This window comes from Arthrobacter melezitosi (assembly GCF_054511055.1).
Genome location: NZ_JBTNDJ010000009.1, coordinates 16,453 through 35,669 on the forward strand (window position 1 = coordinate 16,453; position 19,217 = coordinate 35,669).

General features: G+C 63.1%; 22 protein-coding genes and 1 pseudogene. 6 read left to right on the plus strand and 17 right to left on the minus strand.

All coding sequences use genetic code 11. The features are described from left to right. Window positions 1-17: 17 nt before the first annotated feature. The 5 genes from ACX80W_RS10920 to ACX80W_RS10940 form a co-directional block, all read right to left on the minus strand. Entirely contained in the window at window positions 18-620 is a 603-nt protein-coding gene (locus tag ACX80W_RS10920; RefSeq protein WP_459283163.1) for a TetR/AcrR family transcriptional regulator, read from the minus strand. 258 nt (window positions 621-878) lie between these two features. Continuing rightward, entirely contained in the window at window positions 879-1,058 is a 180-nt protein-coding gene (locus ACX80W_RS10925) for a response regulator transcription factor (protein ID WP_459283165.1), read from the minus strand. Next, complete coding sequence (locus ACX80W_RS10930; protein WP_459283167.1) at window positions 1,046-1,195, minus strand: hypothetical protein; 150 nt, start codon at window positions 1,193-1,195, stop codon at window positions 1,046-1,048. The genes ACX80W_RS10925 and ACX80W_RS10930 overlap by 13 nt, the downstream gene beginning before the upstream one ends. 29 nt (window positions 1,196-1,224) lie before the next feature. Continuing rightward, window positions 1,225-1,842 (minus strand): GNAT family N-acetyltransferase, encoded by a 618-nt coding sequence (locus tag ACX80W_RS10935; protein WP_459283168.1) that lies wholly within the window; start codon window positions 1,840-1,842, stop codon window positions 1,225-1,227. A gap of 401 nt (window positions 1,843-2,243) precedes the next feature. Continuing rightward, window positions 2,244-2,615 carry an antibiotic biosynthesis monooxygenase family protein gene (locus ACX80W_RS10940; RefSeq protein ID WP_133404905.1) on the minus strand — a complete coding sequence of 124 codons (372 nt, stop codon included), beginning with the start codon at window positions 2,613-2,615 and terminating at the stop codon, window positions 2,244-2,246. Between the two features lie 128 nt (window positions 2,616-2,743). On the opposite strand from ACX80W_RS10940, the gene ACX80W_RS10945 reads away from it, so the two are divergent. Together ACX80W_RS10945 and ACX80W_RS10950 are read left to right on the plus strand one after the other, a co-directional pair. Beyond that, window positions 2,744-2,929 (plus strand): hypothetical protein, encoded by a 186-nt coding sequence (locus ACX80W_RS10945; RefSeq protein WP_459283170.1) that lies wholly within the window; start codon window positions 2,744-2,746, stop codon window positions 2,927-2,929. A 1,186-nt stretch (window positions 2,930-4,115) separates the two neighbouring features. Next, a complete protein-coding gene (locus ACX80W_RS10950) occupies window positions 4,116-5,102 on the plus strand; it encodes a carbon-nitrogen hydrolase family protein (protein WP_459283172.1) in 987 nt (328 codons plus the stop codon). A 609-nt stretch (window positions 5,103-5,711) separates the two neighbouring features. Here the strand turns inward: ACX80W_RS10950 and ACX80W_RS10955 are convergent. From ACX80W_RS10955 to ACX80W_RS10975, 5 genes are all read right to left on the minus strand, one after another. Beyond that, window positions 5,712-6,029, minus strand: coding sequence for an SGNH/GDSL hydrolase family protein (locus ACX80W_RS10955; RefSeq protein ID WP_459283174.1), 318 nt, complete (start codon window positions 6,027-6,029; stop codon window positions 5,712-5,714). A 425-nt stretch (window positions 6,030-6,454) separates the two neighbouring features. Continuing rightward, complete coding sequence (locus ACX80W_RS10960; protein ID WP_459283176.1) at window positions 6,455-7,126, minus strand: GntR family transcriptional regulator; 672 nt, start codon at window positions 7,124-7,126, stop codon at window positions 6,455-6,457. A gap of 105 nt (window positions 7,127-7,231) precedes the next feature. Continuing rightward, window positions 7,232-8,251 carry a transketolase family protein gene (locus ACX80W_RS10965; RefSeq protein WP_459283178.1) on the minus strand — a complete coding sequence of 340 codons (1,020 nt, stop codon included), beginning with the start codon at window positions 8,249-8,251 and terminating at the stop codon, window positions 7,232-7,234. Continuing rightward, window positions 8,248-9,144: a transketolase gene (locus ACX80W_RS10970; RefSeq protein WP_459283180.1), complete on the minus strand. Its 897-nt coding sequence runs from the start codon at window positions 9,142-9,144 to the stop codon at window positions 8,248-8,250. The genes ACX80W_RS10965 and ACX80W_RS10970 overlap by 4 nt, the downstream gene beginning before the upstream one ends. A gap of 70 nt (window positions 9,145-9,214) precedes the next feature. Next, on the minus strand, window positions 9,215-10,552 hold the full coding sequence (locus ACX80W_RS10975; RefSeq protein ID WP_459283182.1) for an MFS transporter: 1,338 nt from the start codon (window positions 10,550-10,552) through the stop codon (window positions 9,215-9,217). Between the two features lie 164 nt (window positions 10,553-10,716). Here ACX80W_RS10975 and ACX80W_RS10980 point away from each other — a divergent pair, with 164 nt between their 5' ends. Then, on the plus strand, window positions 10,717-11,490 hold the full coding sequence (locus ACX80W_RS10980; RefSeq protein ID WP_459283183.1) for an SDR family NAD(P)-dependent oxidoreductase: 774 nt from the start codon (window positions 10,717-10,719) through the stop codon (window positions 11,488-11,490). A 991-nt stretch (window positions 11,491-12,481) separates the two neighbouring features. Here the strand turns inward: ACX80W_RS10980 and ACX80W_RS10985 are convergent. The 6 genes from ACX80W_RS10985 to ACX80W_RS11010 all read right to left on the minus strand — a co-directional run bounded on the left by ACX80W_RS10985 (window position 12,482) and on the right by ACX80W_RS11010 (window position 16,877). Then, window positions 12,482-13,318: an MBL fold metallo-hydrolase gene (locus ACX80W_RS10985; protein ID WP_459283185.1), complete on the minus strand. Its 837-nt coding sequence runs from the start codon at window positions 13,316-13,318 to the stop codon at window positions 12,482-12,484. A gap of 222 nt (window positions 13,319-13,540) precedes the next feature. Further along, complete coding sequence (locus ACX80W_RS10990) at window positions 13,541-14,389, minus strand: SGNH/GDSL hydrolase family protein (protein ID WP_459283341.1); 849 nt, start codon at window positions 14,387-14,389, stop codon at window positions 13,541-13,543. 231 nt (window positions 14,390-14,620) lie between these two features. Continuing rightward, window positions 14,621-15,205 carry a hypothetical protein gene (locus tag ACX80W_RS10995; protein ID WP_459283187.1) on the minus strand — a complete coding sequence of 195 codons (585 nt, stop codon included), beginning with the start codon at window positions 15,203-15,205 and terminating at the stop codon, window positions 14,621-14,623. 140 nt (window positions 15,206-15,345) lie between these two features. Further along, on the minus strand, window positions 15,346-15,618 hold the full coding sequence (locus tag ACX80W_RS11000) for a hypothetical protein (RefSeq protein ID WP_459283189.1): 273 nt from the start codon (window positions 15,616-15,618) through the stop codon (window positions 15,346-15,348). Window positions 15,619-15,853: 235 nt separating this feature from the next. After that, window positions 15,854-16,306 (minus strand): hypothetical protein, encoded by a 453-nt coding sequence (locus ACX80W_RS11005; RefSeq protein WP_459283191.1) that lies wholly within the window; start codon window positions 16,304-16,306, stop codon window positions 15,854-15,856. After that, window positions 16,293-16,877 (minus strand): YidH family protein, encoded by a 585-nt coding sequence (locus ACX80W_RS11010; protein WP_459283192.1) that lies wholly within the window; start codon window positions 16,875-16,877, stop codon window positions 16,293-16,295. Before ACX80W_RS11010 ends, ACX80W_RS11005 begins: the two co-directional genes overlap by 14 nt. Window positions 16,878-17,069: 192 nt before the next feature. Here ACX80W_RS11010 and ACX80W_RS11015 point away from each other — a divergent pair, with 192 nt between their 5' ends. Further along, on the plus strand, window positions 17,070-17,450 hold the full coding sequence (locus ACX80W_RS11015) for an AI-2E family transporter (protein WP_459283194.1): 381 nt from the start codon (window positions 17,070-17,072) through the stop codon (window positions 17,448-17,450). A 359-nt stretch (window positions 17,451-17,809) separates the two neighbouring features. Continuing rightward, window positions 17,810-18,058 carry a hypothetical protein gene (locus ACX80W_RS11020; protein WP_459283196.1) on the plus strand — a complete coding sequence of 83 codons (249 nt, stop codon included), beginning with the start codon at window positions 17,810-17,812 and terminating at the stop codon, window positions 18,056-18,058. A gap of 121 nt (window positions 18,059-18,179) precedes the next feature. On the opposite strand, the gene ACX80W_RS11025 is transcribed toward ACX80W_RS11020, so the two are convergent. Then, window positions 18,180-18,398 (minus strand): three-helix bundle dimerization domain-containing protein, encoded by a 219-nt coding sequence (locus tag ACX80W_RS11025; protein WP_459283198.1) that lies wholly within the window; start codon window positions 18,396-18,398, stop codon window positions 18,180-18,182. Between the two features lie 678 nt (window positions 18,399-19,076). Here ACX80W_RS11025 and ACX80W_RS11030 point away from each other — a divergent pair. Then, window positions 19,077-19,208 (plus strand): annotated as a pseudogene (locus tag ACX80W_RS11030) (IS30 family transposase); the annotation flags it as partial. Window positions 19,209-19,217 lie beyond the last annotated feature (9 nt).

Sequence of the window (19,217 nt, forward strand, 5' to 3'; positions counted from 1 at the left end):
GCGTGTCCGGCTGCCGGTTAGTCCGGCCTGCGTTCCGGCGCGGACAGGATGCGGAGCGAGGTCAAGGCAATAGCCGTCAGTTCAGTCCTATTGACGCCAGCCGCGCCCAGGACCTCCATTCCCCGCGTCAGGGCGAGGAAGAAGGACGCCAGTGGCGCAGGATCGAGGGTTGGATCGACCTCCCCGCAGCGTTGCGCATCCTGAATGCACTGGTGGTAGATCTGCTCAAGGTCACGGAAACCCTGCAGGGCGGAGTCGGACACATCGCTGTCCCGGCTGCCTATTTCCACTGCGGCTTTGGTGAAAAGGGTTCCACCGCCATTGCCATCGCTGAGGGTAATCGCGAGCTTTATTAGGTAGGCCCGGATCCGCTCCAGCGGAGTAGCTGTCAGGTCGCCCAGTGCTTCATTCAGGGCCGCCACCGCGTCTCCAGTGTCGGAGCTCAAGGCCCGCAGGAAGAGTTCGCGCTTACCGCCGAATGCGTTGTACAGGCTTTGCTTTCCCAAGCCTGTCGCCCCGCTCAGGGCATCGAGGGTGGTGCCGGAGTAGCCATTATCCGTGAAGGCCCTGCGGGCGGAGTAGATGACGTCGGCTTCGAGGAACTTGCGTGGCCTGCCCATCAGATAAGTATGGAGCTAATTGACCTTTCCGTCAATAATCTCGCGCAACCCGCTCGGCTACATCAGGGTTTCACCTTGGAGCGGCCACTCACATTCCGCCCAGGAGACACCCGAGAGTGATCCACCGCCGTCGACGAGCACTTTCGGACTTACCTCCCGCAACTGCCGGGGGCCCGCACGCATCACCGACCGTCTGGCTCAGCAGATCCCTGAAAGCGGCGGGGGTTACGGCCTCGGGCACTACCCCTTTCGGGCGGGCTAGACCGTGTCGAGGAACTTGATCACGGCGAGGATCCGGCGGTGGCTGGCAACACCGGCGGTGCCCAGATCGAGCTTATCCAGGATGTGATGGACGTGTTTCTCGATGGTGCCCTCGGAGAGGTAGAGGGCTTGGCCGATGCCCTGGTTGGAGCACCCCTCGGCCATCAGGGAGAGCACGTCCCGCTCCCGGCGGTGAGCGCGTCGAGCGGTGTGGAAACACGACGGGCGAGGAGCAGTTCCTGGACTAGGGAGGGGTCGATGACCGAATCCCCGGTGCAGACCCGCCGGAGGCTGGAGATGAAGTCATCGATCATGGGGACGCGCTGTTTCAGCAGATACCCAGCTAAACCGGGCTGCCCATCAGCGGATCCAGTTCGACCCCGCACTCAGCTGCCCATTCCCGGTCCAGTATCGCGAAAGCACACTCGCTTCCCCATGCTCCTTTGAAGAAGATGTTCTCCTGGAAATACGCCTCCCTCCGCATCCCCACCCGGTCGAGAAGCAGGGCCGCGGGATAGTTGAGGGCGTCGGTGACCGCGGTGAGGCGGCGGAGGTGCAGTGTCCCAAAGGCGTAGCCGAGCAATCCCTGAACTGCCTCAACGCCATAGCCGTTCCCCCAATACTTGGGCGCGAGGGTGAACCCCAATTCGGCCATACTCGGTTCGGCGTCATCGACCTTCAATGCGAGGTCGCCAATGAGGGCGCCGCCCTCGCGCTCCTCGAGGGCGAACTGGTACCACTGCCCCGGTACGCCCGGCAGGGCGTCGTGCATTGAGTCGATCAGGGCTCGGCCCTGTTCGATGGTGTAATTGCTCCAGCTTTGGTACCGCTCGACGTCGGGATGGGCTCGATAGGCGGTGAAGGCACCAGCGTCCGCCGCAACAAACGGGCGGACGCGAAGACGAGGTGTTTCGAAATGGACAGGGATGGACCCTGATCGGGAGCTCTTGTTCACGGTCATTCTGTGCTTCTCTCTGCATGACGGTTGGCTTTGCTGATAGGTGCTGTGGTTGCTGAGGGTGCCCCAGGATGAATGGTGCCCTGGCTTCATTTTGGGGGTCTGGTTGCATTCCAAATGCGCGGCACGCGGGAGGGAAACCTATGTTCCCAGCTCGCTCCGCGCTCAGATGTCCTGGCTGACGGTACCGGCCACGGTCGAGCTCCAGATGCTGGATCAGCTCGCGCACTTTTGGCGGGCAGTAGCCAACGCCGGCGACACAGTGCGCTTCCGACGTCTCCCCGTCACCGAGGAGGAGGTTCAGTCGTCCGCCCCCGCCAGTCACAGCGACTCCGCCGTCTTGCGGGCAGCTGGCTGGATCGCGGGCTGTGGGAGGGCTGCACCCTCCCCCGCGTTGCTGGAGACTACCGGTCTACACAGATTCCCGACACCGCCACCTTTTGGAAGAGGTGGGGCGAGGCAACTGTTGAGTCGGGGTACTGGGCAAATTTGGCCTGGAAGTGCGGATCGCCGAAGGCGTTGCGGAAGGCCTCAACCGACTCCCAGATGGCGTAATTGAGGAACACTCCGCTTCCGGCGATGCCTCGGTGCAGCTGGGTGGAGATGAAGCCCGGTTTAGTCTTCAGGTAGGCGGCATCGGCAGCCCAAGCGTCTAGCAGCTGGTCGGCGTCTTCTGTCGCGACCCGGAAGGTGTTGATGAGAACGACGGGCCCCACTTCATTGGAAAGTTGGCTGTTCAAGGTGACCCGGTCGTCCATCTCGCTGATTTGCAACATCATGGTCTCCTCTGGCATGAACGGGCAGATATTGCTGGATAGACGCATCCTACGCCGCAGGTCTCATGGCGACGGCGTCAGCTCCTTAACGCCCATGCTTGGCGACGGCGCTGATCGAACGAGTGGTGATGGCACTTCAGTCCTACACCCACATCGCTCCAATTCTCGGAATCGCCGAGGTGCCCGACACGTCGATCAGCGTTGTCCTGGCCGCACACGGGTTTGCGGGCATCGCCGTGCTCATGATGACCGGGCAGGACCACGACATCCTGGCTCATCCTGCACACGACGGTGGCAATCACACTGGCGGCTAGCGGAGCCCTGTGGCTGTTCGGACTCATGCCCCATTTGGAAACGGCCTGGACCAATATGCACGACGGTGGCGTATGAGGGGGACGATGAGGATTGCTCGACTCCCAACCAGAAAGAGCTGACTGGGCTAGTTGTCCTGAACAGCAGTGCGGGGAGGATAACCAGGCCAAAGAACCTTGACCGCAGTCATGCAGCTACCCCGCCGCTCCCCATGAACGCAAGGAAGCCCAACCCGGGCTTCGCGACAGAAAGGCGGCACCCGGTCCCAGGAAAATCCAGCCCAGCCACCAGAACCGGCCCCCGGACCGCAGAATTGGGCCACCTGTCCACAGTCAGAGAGCAAAACCGCCTCTGACTAGGAGAAACATGTGCCCGAAGTGGGACTCGAACCGGACTCCAGCCCTTGCGGATACTGGGCTCCTCAGGAAACATGCGCGATCCGGGCCAGTCCGACCGATGTACGACCCGATCCGAGACCCAAAGTGTGGACACTGTCCACACCCCCGCTTTTCCCGACCAGTGGCCTTCCCCAAGACTGCCGCACCCCGCACTGACAGGGTGCGGCGCTTCTTCGCCGTAAATAATCCGATCCTGGCGGAGTGATTCAGCCGCGGCCGTGACCCCTGGCGCACGCGCTCGTTACCGAGTCCCGGGCACGCCGCACTCCGCACTCCGCACGCCATGCACGGTCTCCAGACTCTCCATCACGACGTCACCTCCCCTCAAACCATTCATGATCCGAGCGGCCGACAGCTGCATGACAGATTCTCTCGCTTCGCCGAATCGGCCAGGTGCCATCCCGACGCTTCAGACGCACTGCCCCTACTGTGCAGATATCGGTGATCACTAAAAGAGTGAAATGCGCCGCGAAGATGAAGTCTCTGATCTCTCCTGCTAACACATCACCCGCAAGCCAGTCCCCACCGCAAATCAGACTATTCACCTCGAGTGCACGGCCTCCGCCTGCTGCTTCGCTCCTAACGACATAACCCTGAACCTCGTCGTACAGTAGGCACACCCCCCACCTTCATCGAGCCGTGTCCCCCGCCGGTCGTTGAGTTCGGCGGCTACCCCGTCGAGGTCCGCTTCGCCGTGGAGGTTCAGGTCCGTGCCTTTAGGTCCTAGCCGGCCGGCATATGAACCGCCGCACTGTTGACGAGGCGCGGAAGTGCATGCCACCGTTGAGTCATGTCCGCAGGAACTGTGCGCATCGCTGCTATCCAAGCCGCTCCGGTAATCCTGGAGGCGGAGGCATCGGTATCCAAGGCGCTCCGTCTCCTGGGAGAGGCAGCTGGCCAGGGTGTGAAGCTCGCGGTGTTCCCCGAAACCTTCATACCGCTGTACCCGTCAGAGGTTTGGGCCCATGAAGCGGCCCGATTCGACGGATTCGATGAACTGTGGACCCGCCTCTGGGCGAACTCCGTCGACGTCCCCGGACCGCACATCGACCGCTTCATTGAGGCGTGTGCCACCCATGACATGTACTGCATGCTGGGAGTGAACGAACGGGAATCCGCCAGGCCCGGAAGTCTCTATAACACCATGATCCTGCTTGGTCCTGAGGGTTTGCTTTGGAAACATCGGAAGTTGATGCCTACGATGCACGAACGCCTTTTCCACGGCGTCGGGTACGGACATGACCTGAACGTCATCGAAACCACTCTGGGAAGAGTTGGAGGATTGATCTGTTGGGAGAACCGCATGCCTCTGGCCCGATATGAAATCTATCGTCAGGGCGTACAGATCTGGGCGGCTCCGACGGCTGATGATTCCGCCGGCTGGATTTCCACGATGAGTCACATCGCCATAGAATCCGGCGCCTTCGTGGTCTCAGTCCCGCAATACATCCCTCGCTCTGCGTTTCCCGATGACTTCCCGGTTCGGTTGCCCGAGAACGGTCCGGCGCTCGGACGAGGTGGAGCGGCGATCTTTGAACCCCTTGATGGCCGTGCTATCGCAGGTCCTCTCTATGATGAAGAAGGGATCGTGATCGCAGACATCGACCTGAGCCGCACCCTCGCCGCGAAGCGATGGTTCGACGTCGTGGGGCACTACAGCCGCGAAGACGTCCTCTACCCGCCAGCCCTACCTCACCCCGCGGCGGCCAACGCACATTCCGGCGCGGCATCGACCTCCCCCAGGCGAGATACTACTAATCCCGGCCACACCAGCTGAACCGGTAAGCAACCCGGCGAACCGCGACCTGCCGAGCAGATTCGGGGCCACACTCGTACGTGCCCTCCAGTCGCTGACCAAGAGGACGCGGTCCCTGTAGACACTTCTCGGTGCCTGTCATCGGTCGGTGATGCACAATGTCTGCGGACACTGGCGATGCAGGCGGAGTCCAGGGAGCGTCCCGTCTGCGGTTCATGCGGCTATGAGCTCCCAGCCACCGGTATCTGCGACGCGTGCGACTAACTCGACAAGAGGTTCCGTGATCCGAAACCAAGGCACACATACAGGTCCAACCGGACGGCTTGAGGACTGCAGCGTCGATCGACTTCCGAAAGGTAGCTCCCTCGCCCGGCCCGTCGGGGTTGCTGCCAACGGACGGCCGAGCCGACTAGTGAGCGAGAGCGACCGCTTCTTGTGCGCACTGTGGGCGCCCTTCATCACGAACGCCACGAACATCAAGGCGAGGAGCGAACACAGAGTGTCGGAGAATCCCGCAAAGTGCCCACTGAAGGATCGCCGATTCGGACGGTACCGATGTATTTCCTCCAGACTTGCTATCCAAGGTCGTCTGGATGATGCGCAGCGGTCGAGCCAGGCGCGCCGTCCTTGTTAGTTGAGATTCTGGCTGACTGCGTGGTAGATCGCTTGATGTCCCCCGCTGTCGGGGTGTAGTCCATCGATGAGTTGGTCTCGGTGATGGTCGAAGTAATTCCACTGATGAACCCGCGGTACAGCCAATTGTCTGCACACGTTGGTCAAGCGCGTCTTGAGTTCCAGTGCCGGATCGTAACCGAAATAGGCTCCCAGGAGCGGCATTGTGCGGGATGTGTCCGGGCTGATCAGACCGATCGTGTGCACGTCGCTACCAATCGCTCGAATGTCTTCAATATTGGCGGTGAAGAGCTCGACGCACTGGTCCAGGTCCATGGGGAATGGACCGGACGACGACCCTATCCGCCTCGTGTCGTTGATGCCCTAAGCCACCGGCACAAGGTCGGGGTTTCGCAGGGGAACTTCCCGCTGAATAATTCTGCGCACTTCAGCTGAACCGATGCCCGGTTTCGATAAATTGTAGAAGCGGTTGTTATCGGGATCTTGGAACGAGTGCTCCCGTCGCAGCAATCCACTCCAGCCCGCACCCTGTTCGACTCCATAACCGTGAGCGATACTGTCTCCGACCACGACGATTCGTTGAGCCCGCAAGTCAGCGACCGTTCGTCATCGCCTGAACCGGCCGGCGCGGAAAACCCGAATTGCAATTTCTCCGCGGTTTGCTACAAAAATTGTTGGAAACATGTCCTGCTCCTCTTCCCGGGCCGGTCTCATCGATGTGGTCCGGCAAGTAGTTGGAGCTACGAGCCGTTCCCAATGAGGCTTTGCGTTGTCTCGTTCATGTGGTCTTCGACCGCGCGTATGGCGTGCGCGGCATTTCCGGTCTTGATGGCTTCGACGATGCCCACGTGGCGGTGGGCGCTCATGTTGCTGACCGCCTGGTCGACGCCTGCATACATGATGCTCATACGGATGGATCCCTCGAGGGACTTCCATGTGTGCACGAGTGTCCCGTTGTCCGTCAGCGTGCAGAGAGCGTGATGGAAGTCCAGGTCCGCTTGAATACGCTCGTCGAGGGTCCCCTCGCTTGTGTCCTCCATGTGCCGGATGTGCTGTTCGAGTTCCCTCACGGCTTCATCCCGGTCCTCCCGGTCCGCCAGGGATCGTGCGGCCAGTGATTCGAGGGCGGACCGCACTTCGAAGATGTCCCGGACGTCGGCGGTGTCGAGGTGCCGCACCGCGAGCCGGCCCCTCGCTCCTGCCGCGATGAGTCCTTCCTGCTGGAGCTGTCGCATTGCCTCCCGGAGGGTTCCGCGGCTGATCTGCAGTCGGTCGGACAGGTCGGTCTCGACGAGATGCGTGCCGGGAGGCAGCTCCCCCGTGGTGATGGCACGACGGAGGGCCGCGAGCGCCTGCTGGCGCAGGTTGGTCTTCTCCAGCCCTCCAAGAATGAGAGGTGGTGCTGCCGTCATGACGTATCGCGCCCTTCAGTGGGGGACTGTTGACAGATAGCTGTCGACAAAGACGATCTTACGCATAGAACCCCACCTCGCACAGGAGCCACCCGGGGTTCCCTTTCAGGACAGTTCCCCAAGCACCTTCTGGACGATGCGGGTGGTGGACAGCCCGTACTTCTCGTGCAGCGTAGGCAGCGCACCGGCATCGAGGAAACGATCGGGAAGTGCGACAGGAATGATGCGCCGCCCGCTGCCCTGTCGGACGGCGACACCGGCCACCGCTTCGAACAGTCCGCCGACCTCGGTGTGGTTCTCGAGGGTGACCACCAATCGGTCCTGCTGCAGTTCACCGAGGATCGTGGCCGTGTCGAAGGGTTTGATCGTCGGCGAGTGGACGACGGCGACGTCGACATGATGGGCAGCGAGATGCTCCGCCGCCTGCAGAGCCCTCATAGTCATCAGTCCGCTCGAAATGAACAGGACGTCGGCGCCGGGGCGGAGCTGCTTGGCCTTGCCTAGTTCGAACGTGTAGTCGTACTCGTCGAGCACCGTCGGCACGTTGCCCCTCAGGAGCCGCAGGTAGCTGGGTCCGGGCGACGCCGCGAGCTGGGGAACGGCCTGCTCGATGTCGACCGAGTCGCACGGATCGATGATGGTGAGGTTAGGCATGCCGCGGAAGATCGCCATGTCTTCGGTGGCCTGATGGCTGGGACCGTACCCGGTGGTCAGACCCGGCAGGCCGCCGACGACGTTGACGTTCAGGTTCGGCTCTGCGATGTCCAGGCACAGGAAGTCGTAGGCACGGCGGGCAGCGAAGACAGCGTAGGTCGAGGCGAAGGGGACCAGCCCGGTCTCGGCCATTCCGGCGGCCGCTCCGAGGAGGAGCTGTTCGGCCATGCCAATCTGGAAGAACCGGTCCGGAAATGCCTTCGCGAAAATGTGCATGTCGGTGTACTTGCCGAGGTCTGCCGTGAGTCCGACGATGCGCGGATCGGCCTCGGCTGCTTTGACGAGTGCATGGCCGAATGGCGCGGATGCGGTCTTCTGGCCGCGATCGGCGAAGGACGCGATCATCGCCGAGGTCTTCAACTTCGGTTTCGTGGCTGTTGCGGTGTCGGGAGCCTCGCTGGTGGTGCTCATGCTGAAGCCTTTCCTTCGTATCCTGCGGTCAGCTGCTCGCGGCAGATCTGCCATTCGTGTTCCTCGATGCGCATGAAGTGCGCCTTCTCCCGCTCCTCGAGCAGGGGTACTCCTTTTCCGACCTTTGTGTCGCACAGGATGACCGACGGTTCACCCGTGGCCCCGGTGCGGCCGGCGATATTGTCCAGTGCGGTCAGGAGGGCCTGCGCACTGTTGCCGTCCACCCGCTGCGTGTACCAGCCAAAGGACGCCCATTTCTCCTCGGCCGGTTCAATGCTGAGGACGGTCTTCGTGGCACCGTCGGCCTGCAGGGCGTTCATGTCCACGAGTGCGGTCAGGTTGCCCAGCTGATGATGATGCGCTCCCATCGCTGCTTCCCAGGTCGATCCCTCGTCGAGTTCGCCGTCGGACAGGAAGTTGAAGATACGGGCCGAGGAGCCCTGCAGCCGCATCCCCAGCGCCATTCCCACGGCGACCGTCAGGCCGTGTCCGAGCGATCCACCGGAAATTTCCATACCGGGCGTATAGGACGCCATACCCGACATCGGGAGCCGGGAGTCGTCTGACCCGTAGGTGTCGAGCTCTGTGATGGGAACGATACCGGCATCCGCCAGGGCGGCGTAGTGGCCGATGGCGTAGTGGCCGGTGGACAGCAGGAAACGGTCCCGTTCGGCCCAGTGGGGGTCCTCCGGGCGGAAGCGCAGTTGATCCCGGTACACCGATGCGAAGATGTCCGCGGATCCGAGAGCCTGGCCCACGTATCCCTGGCCTTGGACTTCGCCCATGTTCAGGGCGTATTGGCGGGCGCGGTAGGCCGACTCCTCGACTTCCACCACTCGGGCAGTGAACTCCGGTGACGGCAGCGTTGTCGTTGTTTCTGGTGTGAGGGTCATAGCTGACTCCTTCTTGGCAGGTTGGGGCTCAGAGGGTTCGGGCTCAATGAATCTGGTCCGGGACTTCCGTTCAGACGTGTTGTGGGAGCGGAGTGGCTTCGCCAGCTTCGGCGGCGAGTTGGCGTTCCTTCGGGCCCCAGGTCTCGCGGGTCATGAGTGCCGCTATAAGACCGATGAGGGCGTAGGTGGAGAACAGGAGTGCCGGGCCGAGCCAGCCGAGCTGGATGTACAGCAGGGTGGTGATGAACGGGGTGAACCCGGAAACCATGGCTGAGATCTGGTAGGCCAGGGAGGCGCCGGAGGCCCGTGTCTTGGCTCGGAACAACTCGGGGAACCAGGCGCCCTGCGCGCCGGCCAGTGAGTTCTGGCAGACGGCGTAGGAGATGACGATGGTGATCATCACGCAGATGAACAGGCCCGTGTTGGCGAGCAGGAACATGGGGATGCCGAACAGGACGGCAAAGGCGCAGGACCAGATGTAGACAGGACGACGTCCCACCCGGTCCGTCAGGCGTGCCCATGCCATCGTGGCGAAGATACCGATGAATGACGCCACGCAGAGGGAGGTCAGGGTTTCTGTCCGTGTCGCGAGCTCGGTTGTGTTGAGGTAGGAGATCATGTACGTCACAGCAACCGCATAACCGGCTGTTTCGGCGACGCGGAGGCAGATGCCGCGGACGATGCTGCGCCAGTCCTGACGGATGACCTGCACGATCGGATTCTTGACGATCTCGCCATGTTCCTTCACGTCTTCAAAGACCGGTGACTCGGGGACCTTCGATCGGATGATGAGGCCGACGGCGACCAGAACGATGCTGGCCAGGAACGGAATCCGCCAGGCCCAGTCGCCGATAAGGTTGGCGCTGGAGAGGAAGACCAGGTTTGCCAGCAGGAGGCCGACGGGGAATCCGGCCTGCACGATGCCGGTGTACTTGCCCTTGGACTTCCACGGCGCGTGTTCGTAGCTCATCAGAATGGCGCCTCCCCATTCGGCGCCGAAGGCCAGGCCTTGAATGATGCGGACGACGACCAGCAAAATCGGGGCGAGGATACCTACCGTCGCGTAGGTGGGAAGCAGACCAATGGCGAAAGTCGCCAACCCCATAATGATGAGGGAGGCTACGAGGACGGGCTTGCGTCCGACCTTGTCCCCTAGGTGGCCGCCGATGATGCCGCCGAGCGGGCGGGCAGCAAATCCGACGCCGAGGGTCGCGAACGACGCGAGGGTAGCGGTGACAGGGTCGGCACCCGGGAAAAACGCCGGCCCGAAGTACAGCGCCGCGGCCGTACCGAACCCGATGAAGTCATAGGTCTCGATCACTGCACCAACACCTGACCCGACAGCTACCTTGCGGGCATCCTTCGTCCCATGGACGTGGCCTCGCATCTGGAGAGCTTCATTGCTCATGGGACTCCTCGTTTGCTTGGGAAGGGAATTCACTGTTGACAGTCAACAAGGTGATTCAGCTAGTGTGATCTAGTGCACACTGCACTGTCAACAGTCGACAGTGTGTTCTTGGGAAATATTGACTACGGATCGGTTCCGCACACACAAGGATTCAAAGGAGCATCATGACCGGTATACAGCGCACCGCCGTCATCACGGGAGCCACCTCGGAAAAGGGCATCGGCATCACGACCGCCCGCCGCTACGCCAAGCAGGGTTGGGCGGTCGTCATTCTCGACCTCGATCAAGATAAGTCAGCCGCGACGGCAGCGGCGATCGGTGACGAATTCGGCGTACCTGCCTTTGGGCACCTGATAGATGTGGCCGACGAGGAATCCGTGGTTCATGCCGCGCGGGCCGTCGCCGAGCAGGTGTCTGCAGGAAGCCTGCCTCCGGTAGGCGCTCTCGCCAACATCGCCGGCATCACCTCGCCCGTCCCGTTCCTCGAAACTACTTTGGATCTGTGGAACAAAGTCATGGCCGTCAATGCGACCGGCACTTATCTGGTCTCCAAGGCTTTCCTGCCCGGGATGCTTGAAAACGAATGGGGGCGGATCGTCAACATGTCGTCCGTTTCCGCACAGCGGGGTGGCGGGGTATTCGGGAAGGTCCCCTACTCCGCCGCGAAGGCGGCCATACTGGGCTTCACCAAAGCCCTGGCCCGGGAACTCGGCGACAGCGGGGTGACTGTTAACGCTGTGACCCCGGGGGCGGTCGACACCAACATCCGTGTAGGCAGCACGGACGAGCAGGAAGCCGCGCTGGCCAGAGACATCCCTCTGGGACGCACCGCGACAACCGAGGAAGTGGCCGCCGTGATCACGTTCCTCTCGTCCGACGACGCGGCCTACCTCACCGGATCAACCGTCGACATCAACGGCGGCAGCCACCTCCACTGAGGCCCTGCCACGCCCGCACACCGGTCAGCGGCGACCCCACCCCCAGAATCTCGCATCAATCGAATCGTCAGTAGCCGACCTCTATTCATTTAGGTGGACGCTACTTCTACCTGTGGCTGTTGGGGACGGCCCCGACTTTGCTTGATTTGAGGTGACGAAACCTGCTGGAGCTAATTGACGTATGACGGGTCTACAGATCAGCCCCAGGATCCCATCTGACCGATTCCCGTATCTCTGCAGCCACCTGCAAACAAACCCAAAGTCGCCGCAGCCTGCGGCTGGTCGTGATGACGGCACTCATGAGTCGTTGACTCGAAGCGGCCGCTTAGCCTGAGCGGCCCGACGGGTAGGATGACCAGGTCAAAAACCCCCACCAAAGTCATGCAGCTAACCCGCCGCTCCCCCATGAACTAGTAAGCAAGCCCAATCCGGGCTTCGCGAGAGAGAGGAGGCACCCCACCCCTGGAAAACCCAACCCGGCCACCGAAACCGGCACCCGGACCGCAGAATTGGGCCGGCTGTCCACAGCCAGAGAGCAAAAGAGCCTCTGACTAAGGGAAACTTGTGCCCGAAGTGGGACTCGAACCGCACCCCAGGCCCCGGAAATCCGCCAATTCCCCGTAAACATCCGCAATCCGGATCAGTCCGGCACCAATACGACCCAGTCCGAAACCCAAAGTGTGGACACTGTCCACACCCCCTATCCTCCCCGCCAGAGGACCTCACCCCAATCGGCAGCACCCCGCATCGAAAGGCTGCGGCGCCTCTCTTGCAGGACGAAGCAACGCATCGAGCTGAGCGCATCGACATTCGATCCGCCACCGGTCATCGGTCATCGCGCCCCGCGGCACAGCTCCTCCGGGCTGCAACGAGGCGCCCGTTGACGACAAAGCCCGTCGCAGAAAGTGTGCTTCAGCAGTGGTGTGCTGGCTGCGTTGAGCATCCTCTTCAGCGAAGTGCTCGAGGTGCTGCTCAGCACAGTAAGCGGCCTTTAGCCGGGGTGCCCGTCGCGTTCGTTTCTCCGAGCGACGCTCTGGGCTTGGCCGGCGTGGATGTCGCTCACCCATTCCCAGCCGGGCCTAGCGGCGGGACCGATGCGCGGGTCGCTGGGATCACGGCTGTCGCGCAAGGCATGCACGTACGCGCGATCCAGTTCGATCCGTGCGCGCACCTGGCCGGCCGTGCCGATGGAGCCGTGACCCGGGATGACGGCATCCACCTCGTCCGCCACGCCCTCCAGCATCCGCAGTCCAACCAGGTACTCCTCGACCGGGTCATTTGTGCTGGTGAAGTCATCGAGCATCGGAATGAACACGTCGGAGAGCATGTCGCCGGCCACGAGAACGCCGCGCTCTACGATCACCAGCGCCGCATGCCCCGGGGAATGCGCCGGGTGCTCGATGATTCGAACCTCGGGGCCCGACCATGGGATCTGCGCGGTCCCGGCGGGCAGGCCCGTGATCAGCCCGAAGAGGTCCAGTGGCGTGTCCTCTGCGATCTCCGGCGGCAGCCCTCCGACGACGCGGGCCTTCCAGTCCCCGTTCAAGCGCAGGTCTCGCAAGAGGGCTGCGCAGCGGGAGGTGGCATACCGGGGCGCGTCGCCGAGCGCGGCATCCCAAAGCACGTGATCCCAATCGGGATGCGTCGAGAAGCCCGCCACGACGGGCTGGCCCAACTCCCGAAGGTCGTTCGCGAGGCATGCCATCTCCTCGCCGGTGATCCCGGCGTCGATAACCAGCACGCCGGCCCGGCCCTGCACGACAACGGTGTTGTTCAGGAGGAGCTCGCTCTGGTGGACCAGCACCCCCTCCGCGACCTGCGTTAACACGGGATCTCCTTTCGCGCGAGGCTTGCGACGGGCTTGACGGTGTTCATGGTGCCCTTCCGGGTCGGTAGCGCACATTGGCGTCGGGGTCGGCCTCGTCGACGCGATAGAGGGCGGATGGGGCTAGGTAATGATACGAAATGTGGTTAGGGACAGGGGCTGTTCAAGGCAGGTAGTCGTTTTCCGCTGTGCACCGCGTGGATGTAGTTCCGCTCTCCTGCCCTTCTAAATTCCTGCACCAGGGGGCATGCAGGGGCCGAAAATCGTCGTCGCCTCCGGGCGCTTGGGGGTGATCCCGTCGCCCGCGGAGCGGTTGTGCAGCCGCCGCAGCACCCACGGCACCAAGTACTCGCGGGCCCAGACAGCATCCTCGGTACGGGCCATGCGCCAGGTCTTCGGCGGAAGCGGCTTGGCATGCATCGGTTCCAGGGTGTGGTTCACGGCCAGCGTATCGAGGACCATCATTGCCACCGTGTGGTGCCCCAGGGGCGAGAAGTGAAGGCGGTCGTCGGACCACATCTGGGGATCGGAAAGCTGCCGCAGCGCCCACATATCGGCGATCACGGCGTCGTGCCGCGCGGCGATGACGCGGAGGTTCTCATTGAAGACCGCCATCTTCGGGCGCATCCCCACCAGGACCGTGTCGCGTACGTCCGGCCCGGTGAAGAGCACGACCGTCGCGCCGCCGCTGCCGAGGTCCTGCACAGCCGCATCGAGGCGGGCCGCCATCCGGTCCGGATCCGCTCCAGGACGCAGCAGGTCGTTGCCGCCGGCCGAAATGCTCACGAGGTCCGGCTTCAGTGCCAGCGCGGGCCCGACCTGCTGATCGATGATCTGCTGGAGCAGCCGTCCGCTCACCGCAAGGTTCGCATAGGAAAAGCTGCTGCAGCCGCAGCCGAGCTCCTCGGCCACCCGGTCGGCCCAGCCCCGGTTCCAGCCGATGCTCTCGGGGCTTGGGTCACCGATGCCCTCGGTGAAGGAATCCCCCAGGGCGACGTAGCGCCGCCATGGGTGCGGTACCGCGACGGCGACGGCCTCCGTGGAGGAGATGTCGGCCGGATGGGCTGGCTGCATTTCACTCACCCGCCCATCCTGCCAAGCCGGGACCGCCCTACGCGACCGTAGGCAGCCTCCTCGACCCATATGTGACGCCAACACCCGGTGCAGCGCGTGGGCTACCCTCACCGGGCATTTTCTCGGGCAGGGTATACGCGACTGAAGGGCGCCAAATTCCACATGCAATTCGCTTTTCCCGGCCGGCCGGCAATAGTGTCGCGGTGACGGAACGGTCTGGGGACGTCGGTCCTAGGGTGTGGCCAGCGGCGTGAGTGCGAAGTCAATGGCGGACTCGACTGCCTCGCGGCGCGCGTCGGTCGATTGAACAAGAAGTGACTGAATAGTTTGGATCAGCGCGACAAGCTTGGGTGTTTGGATCGATGAAAGGCGTGCCATCGAAGTGGCAAGTGCTTCCGTTACGAGGGCGTCCACGTGGATTCCGAGAGCGCCCGCGTGAGATCCGTCGGGGGCTATATGGCTCCCTCCGATCGAGATGTCGCCTAGGAGCGCTAACAGAGGTACACGGATCTCGTCCGGAACATCACCGCCCGCGACCGCTGCGATGAACGGCACCGCATAGGCTGTTGCTTGATAGACCGTGCCCTGATGACAGATGTTCGAGTAGAGTCCGTCATTGATTGCCAGGGAAGAATCAGCTCGAAGCGCAGCCAAGGATCGCGACACGTCGCCTGCGATGGCGGGTGACATGTTCCCGGCGACGCCCAGTGAAACGGCGCCTTTTCCGTAGCAGTGCTCCAACTGACTCCAGTCGACCTGATCAAGTTCGTCCAAGGCATCGAAGCCTGTCCCGTTCGGTTGATACGGAGCGTCCATAAAGGTGAGAGTAACCAAACGCGGACGCCAAAGGATCCTGCAACGGGCGTTGGTCCGAGCCCTTAGGACGTGTAAACCATGAAGGTGACGCCCGATCTGCACGCGGGCGGAACGGATTCCGTGAGCTCGGGCGCCTCGCTTTATCCGCCCCCTAGGGAGACCTGCTGACCCAGCGGGATCGTATCGAACCCCATGTCGAGTTCGCCTGCATCGTTGAAGTGGGTGCCGGCGGGGAATTGGATGTTGTAGGTCGTGCCGTCGGAGGCGTGAGCTAGCAGGAACTCGTCCCTGCTAGCAAGCAGGACGCCCACGAATGCTGCTTCGGGCCCGGATCGCCCATCGCGTTGCTCGTCCGAGATCAGAACCTTGAGCGCGGTCGACTCGTACTTGCCCACGCGACCTCGGGAGTACATGTGGTCACGCTCTGAGCACCAGCGAAGACGACGGCCAATACGAAGTAGCGAACCTTCACCCCAGCACCCCCTCAGCGATCCACCTCTCGTTCAGTGCACCATACGGCGCGAGGCGACACGCGGGTCATTCGCAACGACCTGCGGACATTGCAGCCCACGGGCGTGCCAACGGTGTTGAGGAACTAGCGTCATCACTATTGGCCGCCGAGGGACCGCTGAGCACGACCCCTACCGGTTAGGAATGTCGGTGAGCAGTCTTTGGGCGCCTGTCACGGGCGGCCCAGAGGGTTCCGAGGGTCAGCAGCAGCGGAATGGTGAAGAACACGCCTGCGCCGCCGCCGGCATTGATGAATCCCACGACACCGATCCACCAGCACAGGGCCGCCGTGAAGACCCCGATGATGGTCAGGGACCCTGTGGGTCCTTGTCGAAGGCGGATGACGGCCGGCCGGCGGCGGGGTTCCCGGAGGTGTTTGGGCGCACGGGGTCTGCGCCTGCGCGCGGCCAGGACCGTTCCAAGGGTCAAGAGAACTGGAACACTGAAAAATACGGCGGCGCCGCCGCCGCTGTTGACGAAACCGGTCAGACCGATCCACCAGCACAGGGCGGCGGTGAATCCGCCGATTAGGATCAGGGACTTCCTCAGATCCTGCCGGGCCAAAACCGGATCGGGACTAGTGCCGCTCACCGTCACTCCCCTCAGAGAACCAGCCGGGCGTCTGGTTCCATGACAGCACCGATCCTGGTATTTGGCGAGTCCCGCTCCCGGCGACGGGTGGGTCAAAAATTCTCACCACAGCCGTGTACCTACCCCGCCACTCCCCCATGAAGTAGTGAAATGCTGCGCTTATCATCACCAGTACGCAGGGAAGCCGGAAGCTGACATGCGGGTTTGGGCGGCGCCCAAAGCGTGAACCTCTTAAGGGTCTCCAGCGAAGCGGCAGCGCAAGGACGGTATACAGCGGAAAGAAGATGACAACAATGCCCGCTGCCACGGCCGCTCCTGCCGCAAGCACAGGGACCAGAACGGCTAGGGGCAGGGGGTCTTCATGCCGCATCGCACCGTCGATTCCCAACCAACGGAAGCCCGCGACGGAGGCGACCATCATCGCCAGAACCAGCAGAAGTACCGCCGGCGTCCTGCTGATCCCGCCGGGGAAGAGGCCGGAGGTGAAAGCCTTCACGGCGATTGCGCCGGCCAGGAAAGCGAGGGCGGTTCTGATCCAGGCGAGCAAGTTCCGCTCCTTGCCGAGGGTCACCTGGGATCAGGTTCCTCGCCGCCGCCCATAATCCTCGCCGCGAACCTTCCCCGGGGCGCCTGGGTCCCGGCCTTCGATGCCTCTGCTGCATCGGAGGCGTCACCCGCGGATGACCTCACGCGCCTGTCCTAGGGACACTGCAGCGGTCTCCGGCCCGGCCGGGGCACCACTCCGCTCCTTCCCCGTATTGCCATGGCCCTTCGGCTCCCGCAGTGCCCAACGAGTCAGGCCGGACTTCCGCCCGCGGAGGAACCTCCTGTCAGCAGCGCCGCACCGACCCCTTGGGAGAGGCCTCTGGGCCGGGCAGCACTGACTGCTCTTCAGCTCCTGCTGCTGGCCCTGTTCACTGTTTCCGTCTACGCGCTCATCCAGTTGCGGCTGGTTGTCATACCGTTGCTCCTGGCGCTCATCCTCGCCTCCGCCATCGGTCCGTTCGTGCTGTGGCTTCGGCGCAAAGGGTTGTCCAGCTCGCTAGCGACAGCTCTGGCCTTCGGTGTGCTGCTCTTCCTGATTGGAGGCCTGATCACCGGTGTCGTGTTTGCGGTGGTGGCCCAGACCGACGCGCTGGTCTAGAGCGCCGTCGAAGGAGTGGGCCTCTCCATGCTCCTGCAGCGCGGTGCGGCGCGTCCGGGCCGCGGATTACTTTCGGTACCTAAGTTCCAAGGTTGCTGCGCTCCCACTCTCCTGCTGGTGACTTGCCTGGAGCACCGGTGGGCGCTACGGCGGGAGCCCTTGGATGGGCGTGGCCCACCTGCATCTCGAGCCGCTGCGCCGCTCCTTTCGGCGGCCCAGCGTACCGCCTGCTTCTGCCCGGGATCCCGTACGTTCGGCGTCTTTGGTTCCGCTGTCTTCAGTTCCGCTTTACGGGCCGTTCACCTCATCGTGAAAGCCTTGACGCGGGTAGATCAGGCGGAGCCGAACAGGAGGACGATGTGTCCGATGCAGTCAAGGGACGCCAGAACCCGGTGAATACCGGACCGGTGGATGGCGGGATGGACTGGCGGTACCTGCGCCACGGCCAGCCCGTCACCGCGGAGCCGGTCGATGGCCACCGACTTCCGGGGTGGGTGGATGATCTTGCCGAGGACCGCAGCATGCTGTGGATCCAGCTCGGTGACGGGCGCGGACGCCGGCTGATCCACTGCCAGGACGGCATCACCGTTCAAGCCCGCCGCGGTTAAGCGCTCCCGGTCCGGTTTCCGCCGCAGGCAACGGTCACGGAACCCGGCGGACTAAGCCACAGGGCGCGGCACCGAACACCGGCGCCGCTGCGCCCCGCCCGAAATGAACAGACCCTCCGGTCTAGCGGTCGTGGTGCTGCCGGGCGAATTCGCGGTGGATTCGGTCCCGTGCACTGTGCTCCAGGAGGGTCGGGATGTAGGTGCGGATCCGTCCCCCATCGAGCATGGCGTACTCTTCCTCGACAATGCCTTCGACGTGCACCCGCGGGGCCTGCGGATAGCGGGCGGCCAAGCGGTCGACTACGCGCATGACGATACGGTCCTTGCTGTTCTCCTCCATCGCGTCAGTGTAGTCAGCAGATCATCGAGGCAGCAGATCGTGGCAAATATTTCATGCGGTCCCGACAGCGGCACGCGCCGGAGGACGACCGGCCGGATTGTCCGCCGGCTGCCTGGAGGTCCGCCTGTCGGCTTCCGCCCCACGGGACGCCTCACAGCGGTCGACCTGCCCGCAAGGTGCCCGCTGAAGGACCCCTGTGGGGTTCGGCGGCTGACATTCTTGCATCCGGATAATGTCGGACCGCGGCGATAGTGTCCACCTACCATTTCGGTTCGACATGAACAGGCAGACAATGAACATGGGGGCAAAAAATGAACGCACCTGATCGCCGCGTAAGTGTCAGGTTCCACTGCAGGAACGCTCATGAGCACCCGTTGTGTGTATCTGGCCCCCGCCAGGTCCCGAGATATCTCCGCTGCTCCCCGGATCAGGGACAGGGCTATGGGTTTGGTGGCGGCGGTGGATGCACAACGCCGCCTGATTTGGCACAACAGGTCGAACGGGAGTTGCGCGACTCCTTTCAGGAAAGCAAGCGACAGGGGTTCGTCCTGATCCGGGAGTGAGCGGCATGGTCGGGTCCCGCTCCCAGAAGGGGCGGCCATGCTGGCGGTGGCGGTGGGGGAGATCGCCTGCGGGTGGGGTGCCTCGGATCCAGTAGGCCGCGGTGTTCAGTGGACCAAGGGCACGGATCTGAGCATCCACAGCGAAGCGGACCGCGACTGGGTCGCGGCCGAACTCAATGACCGGCCACGGAAAAGGCTAGGGTTCCAGAAGCCGATCGAACTGATCGGAAACCTCCAGTTGCAATGACCGCCAGAA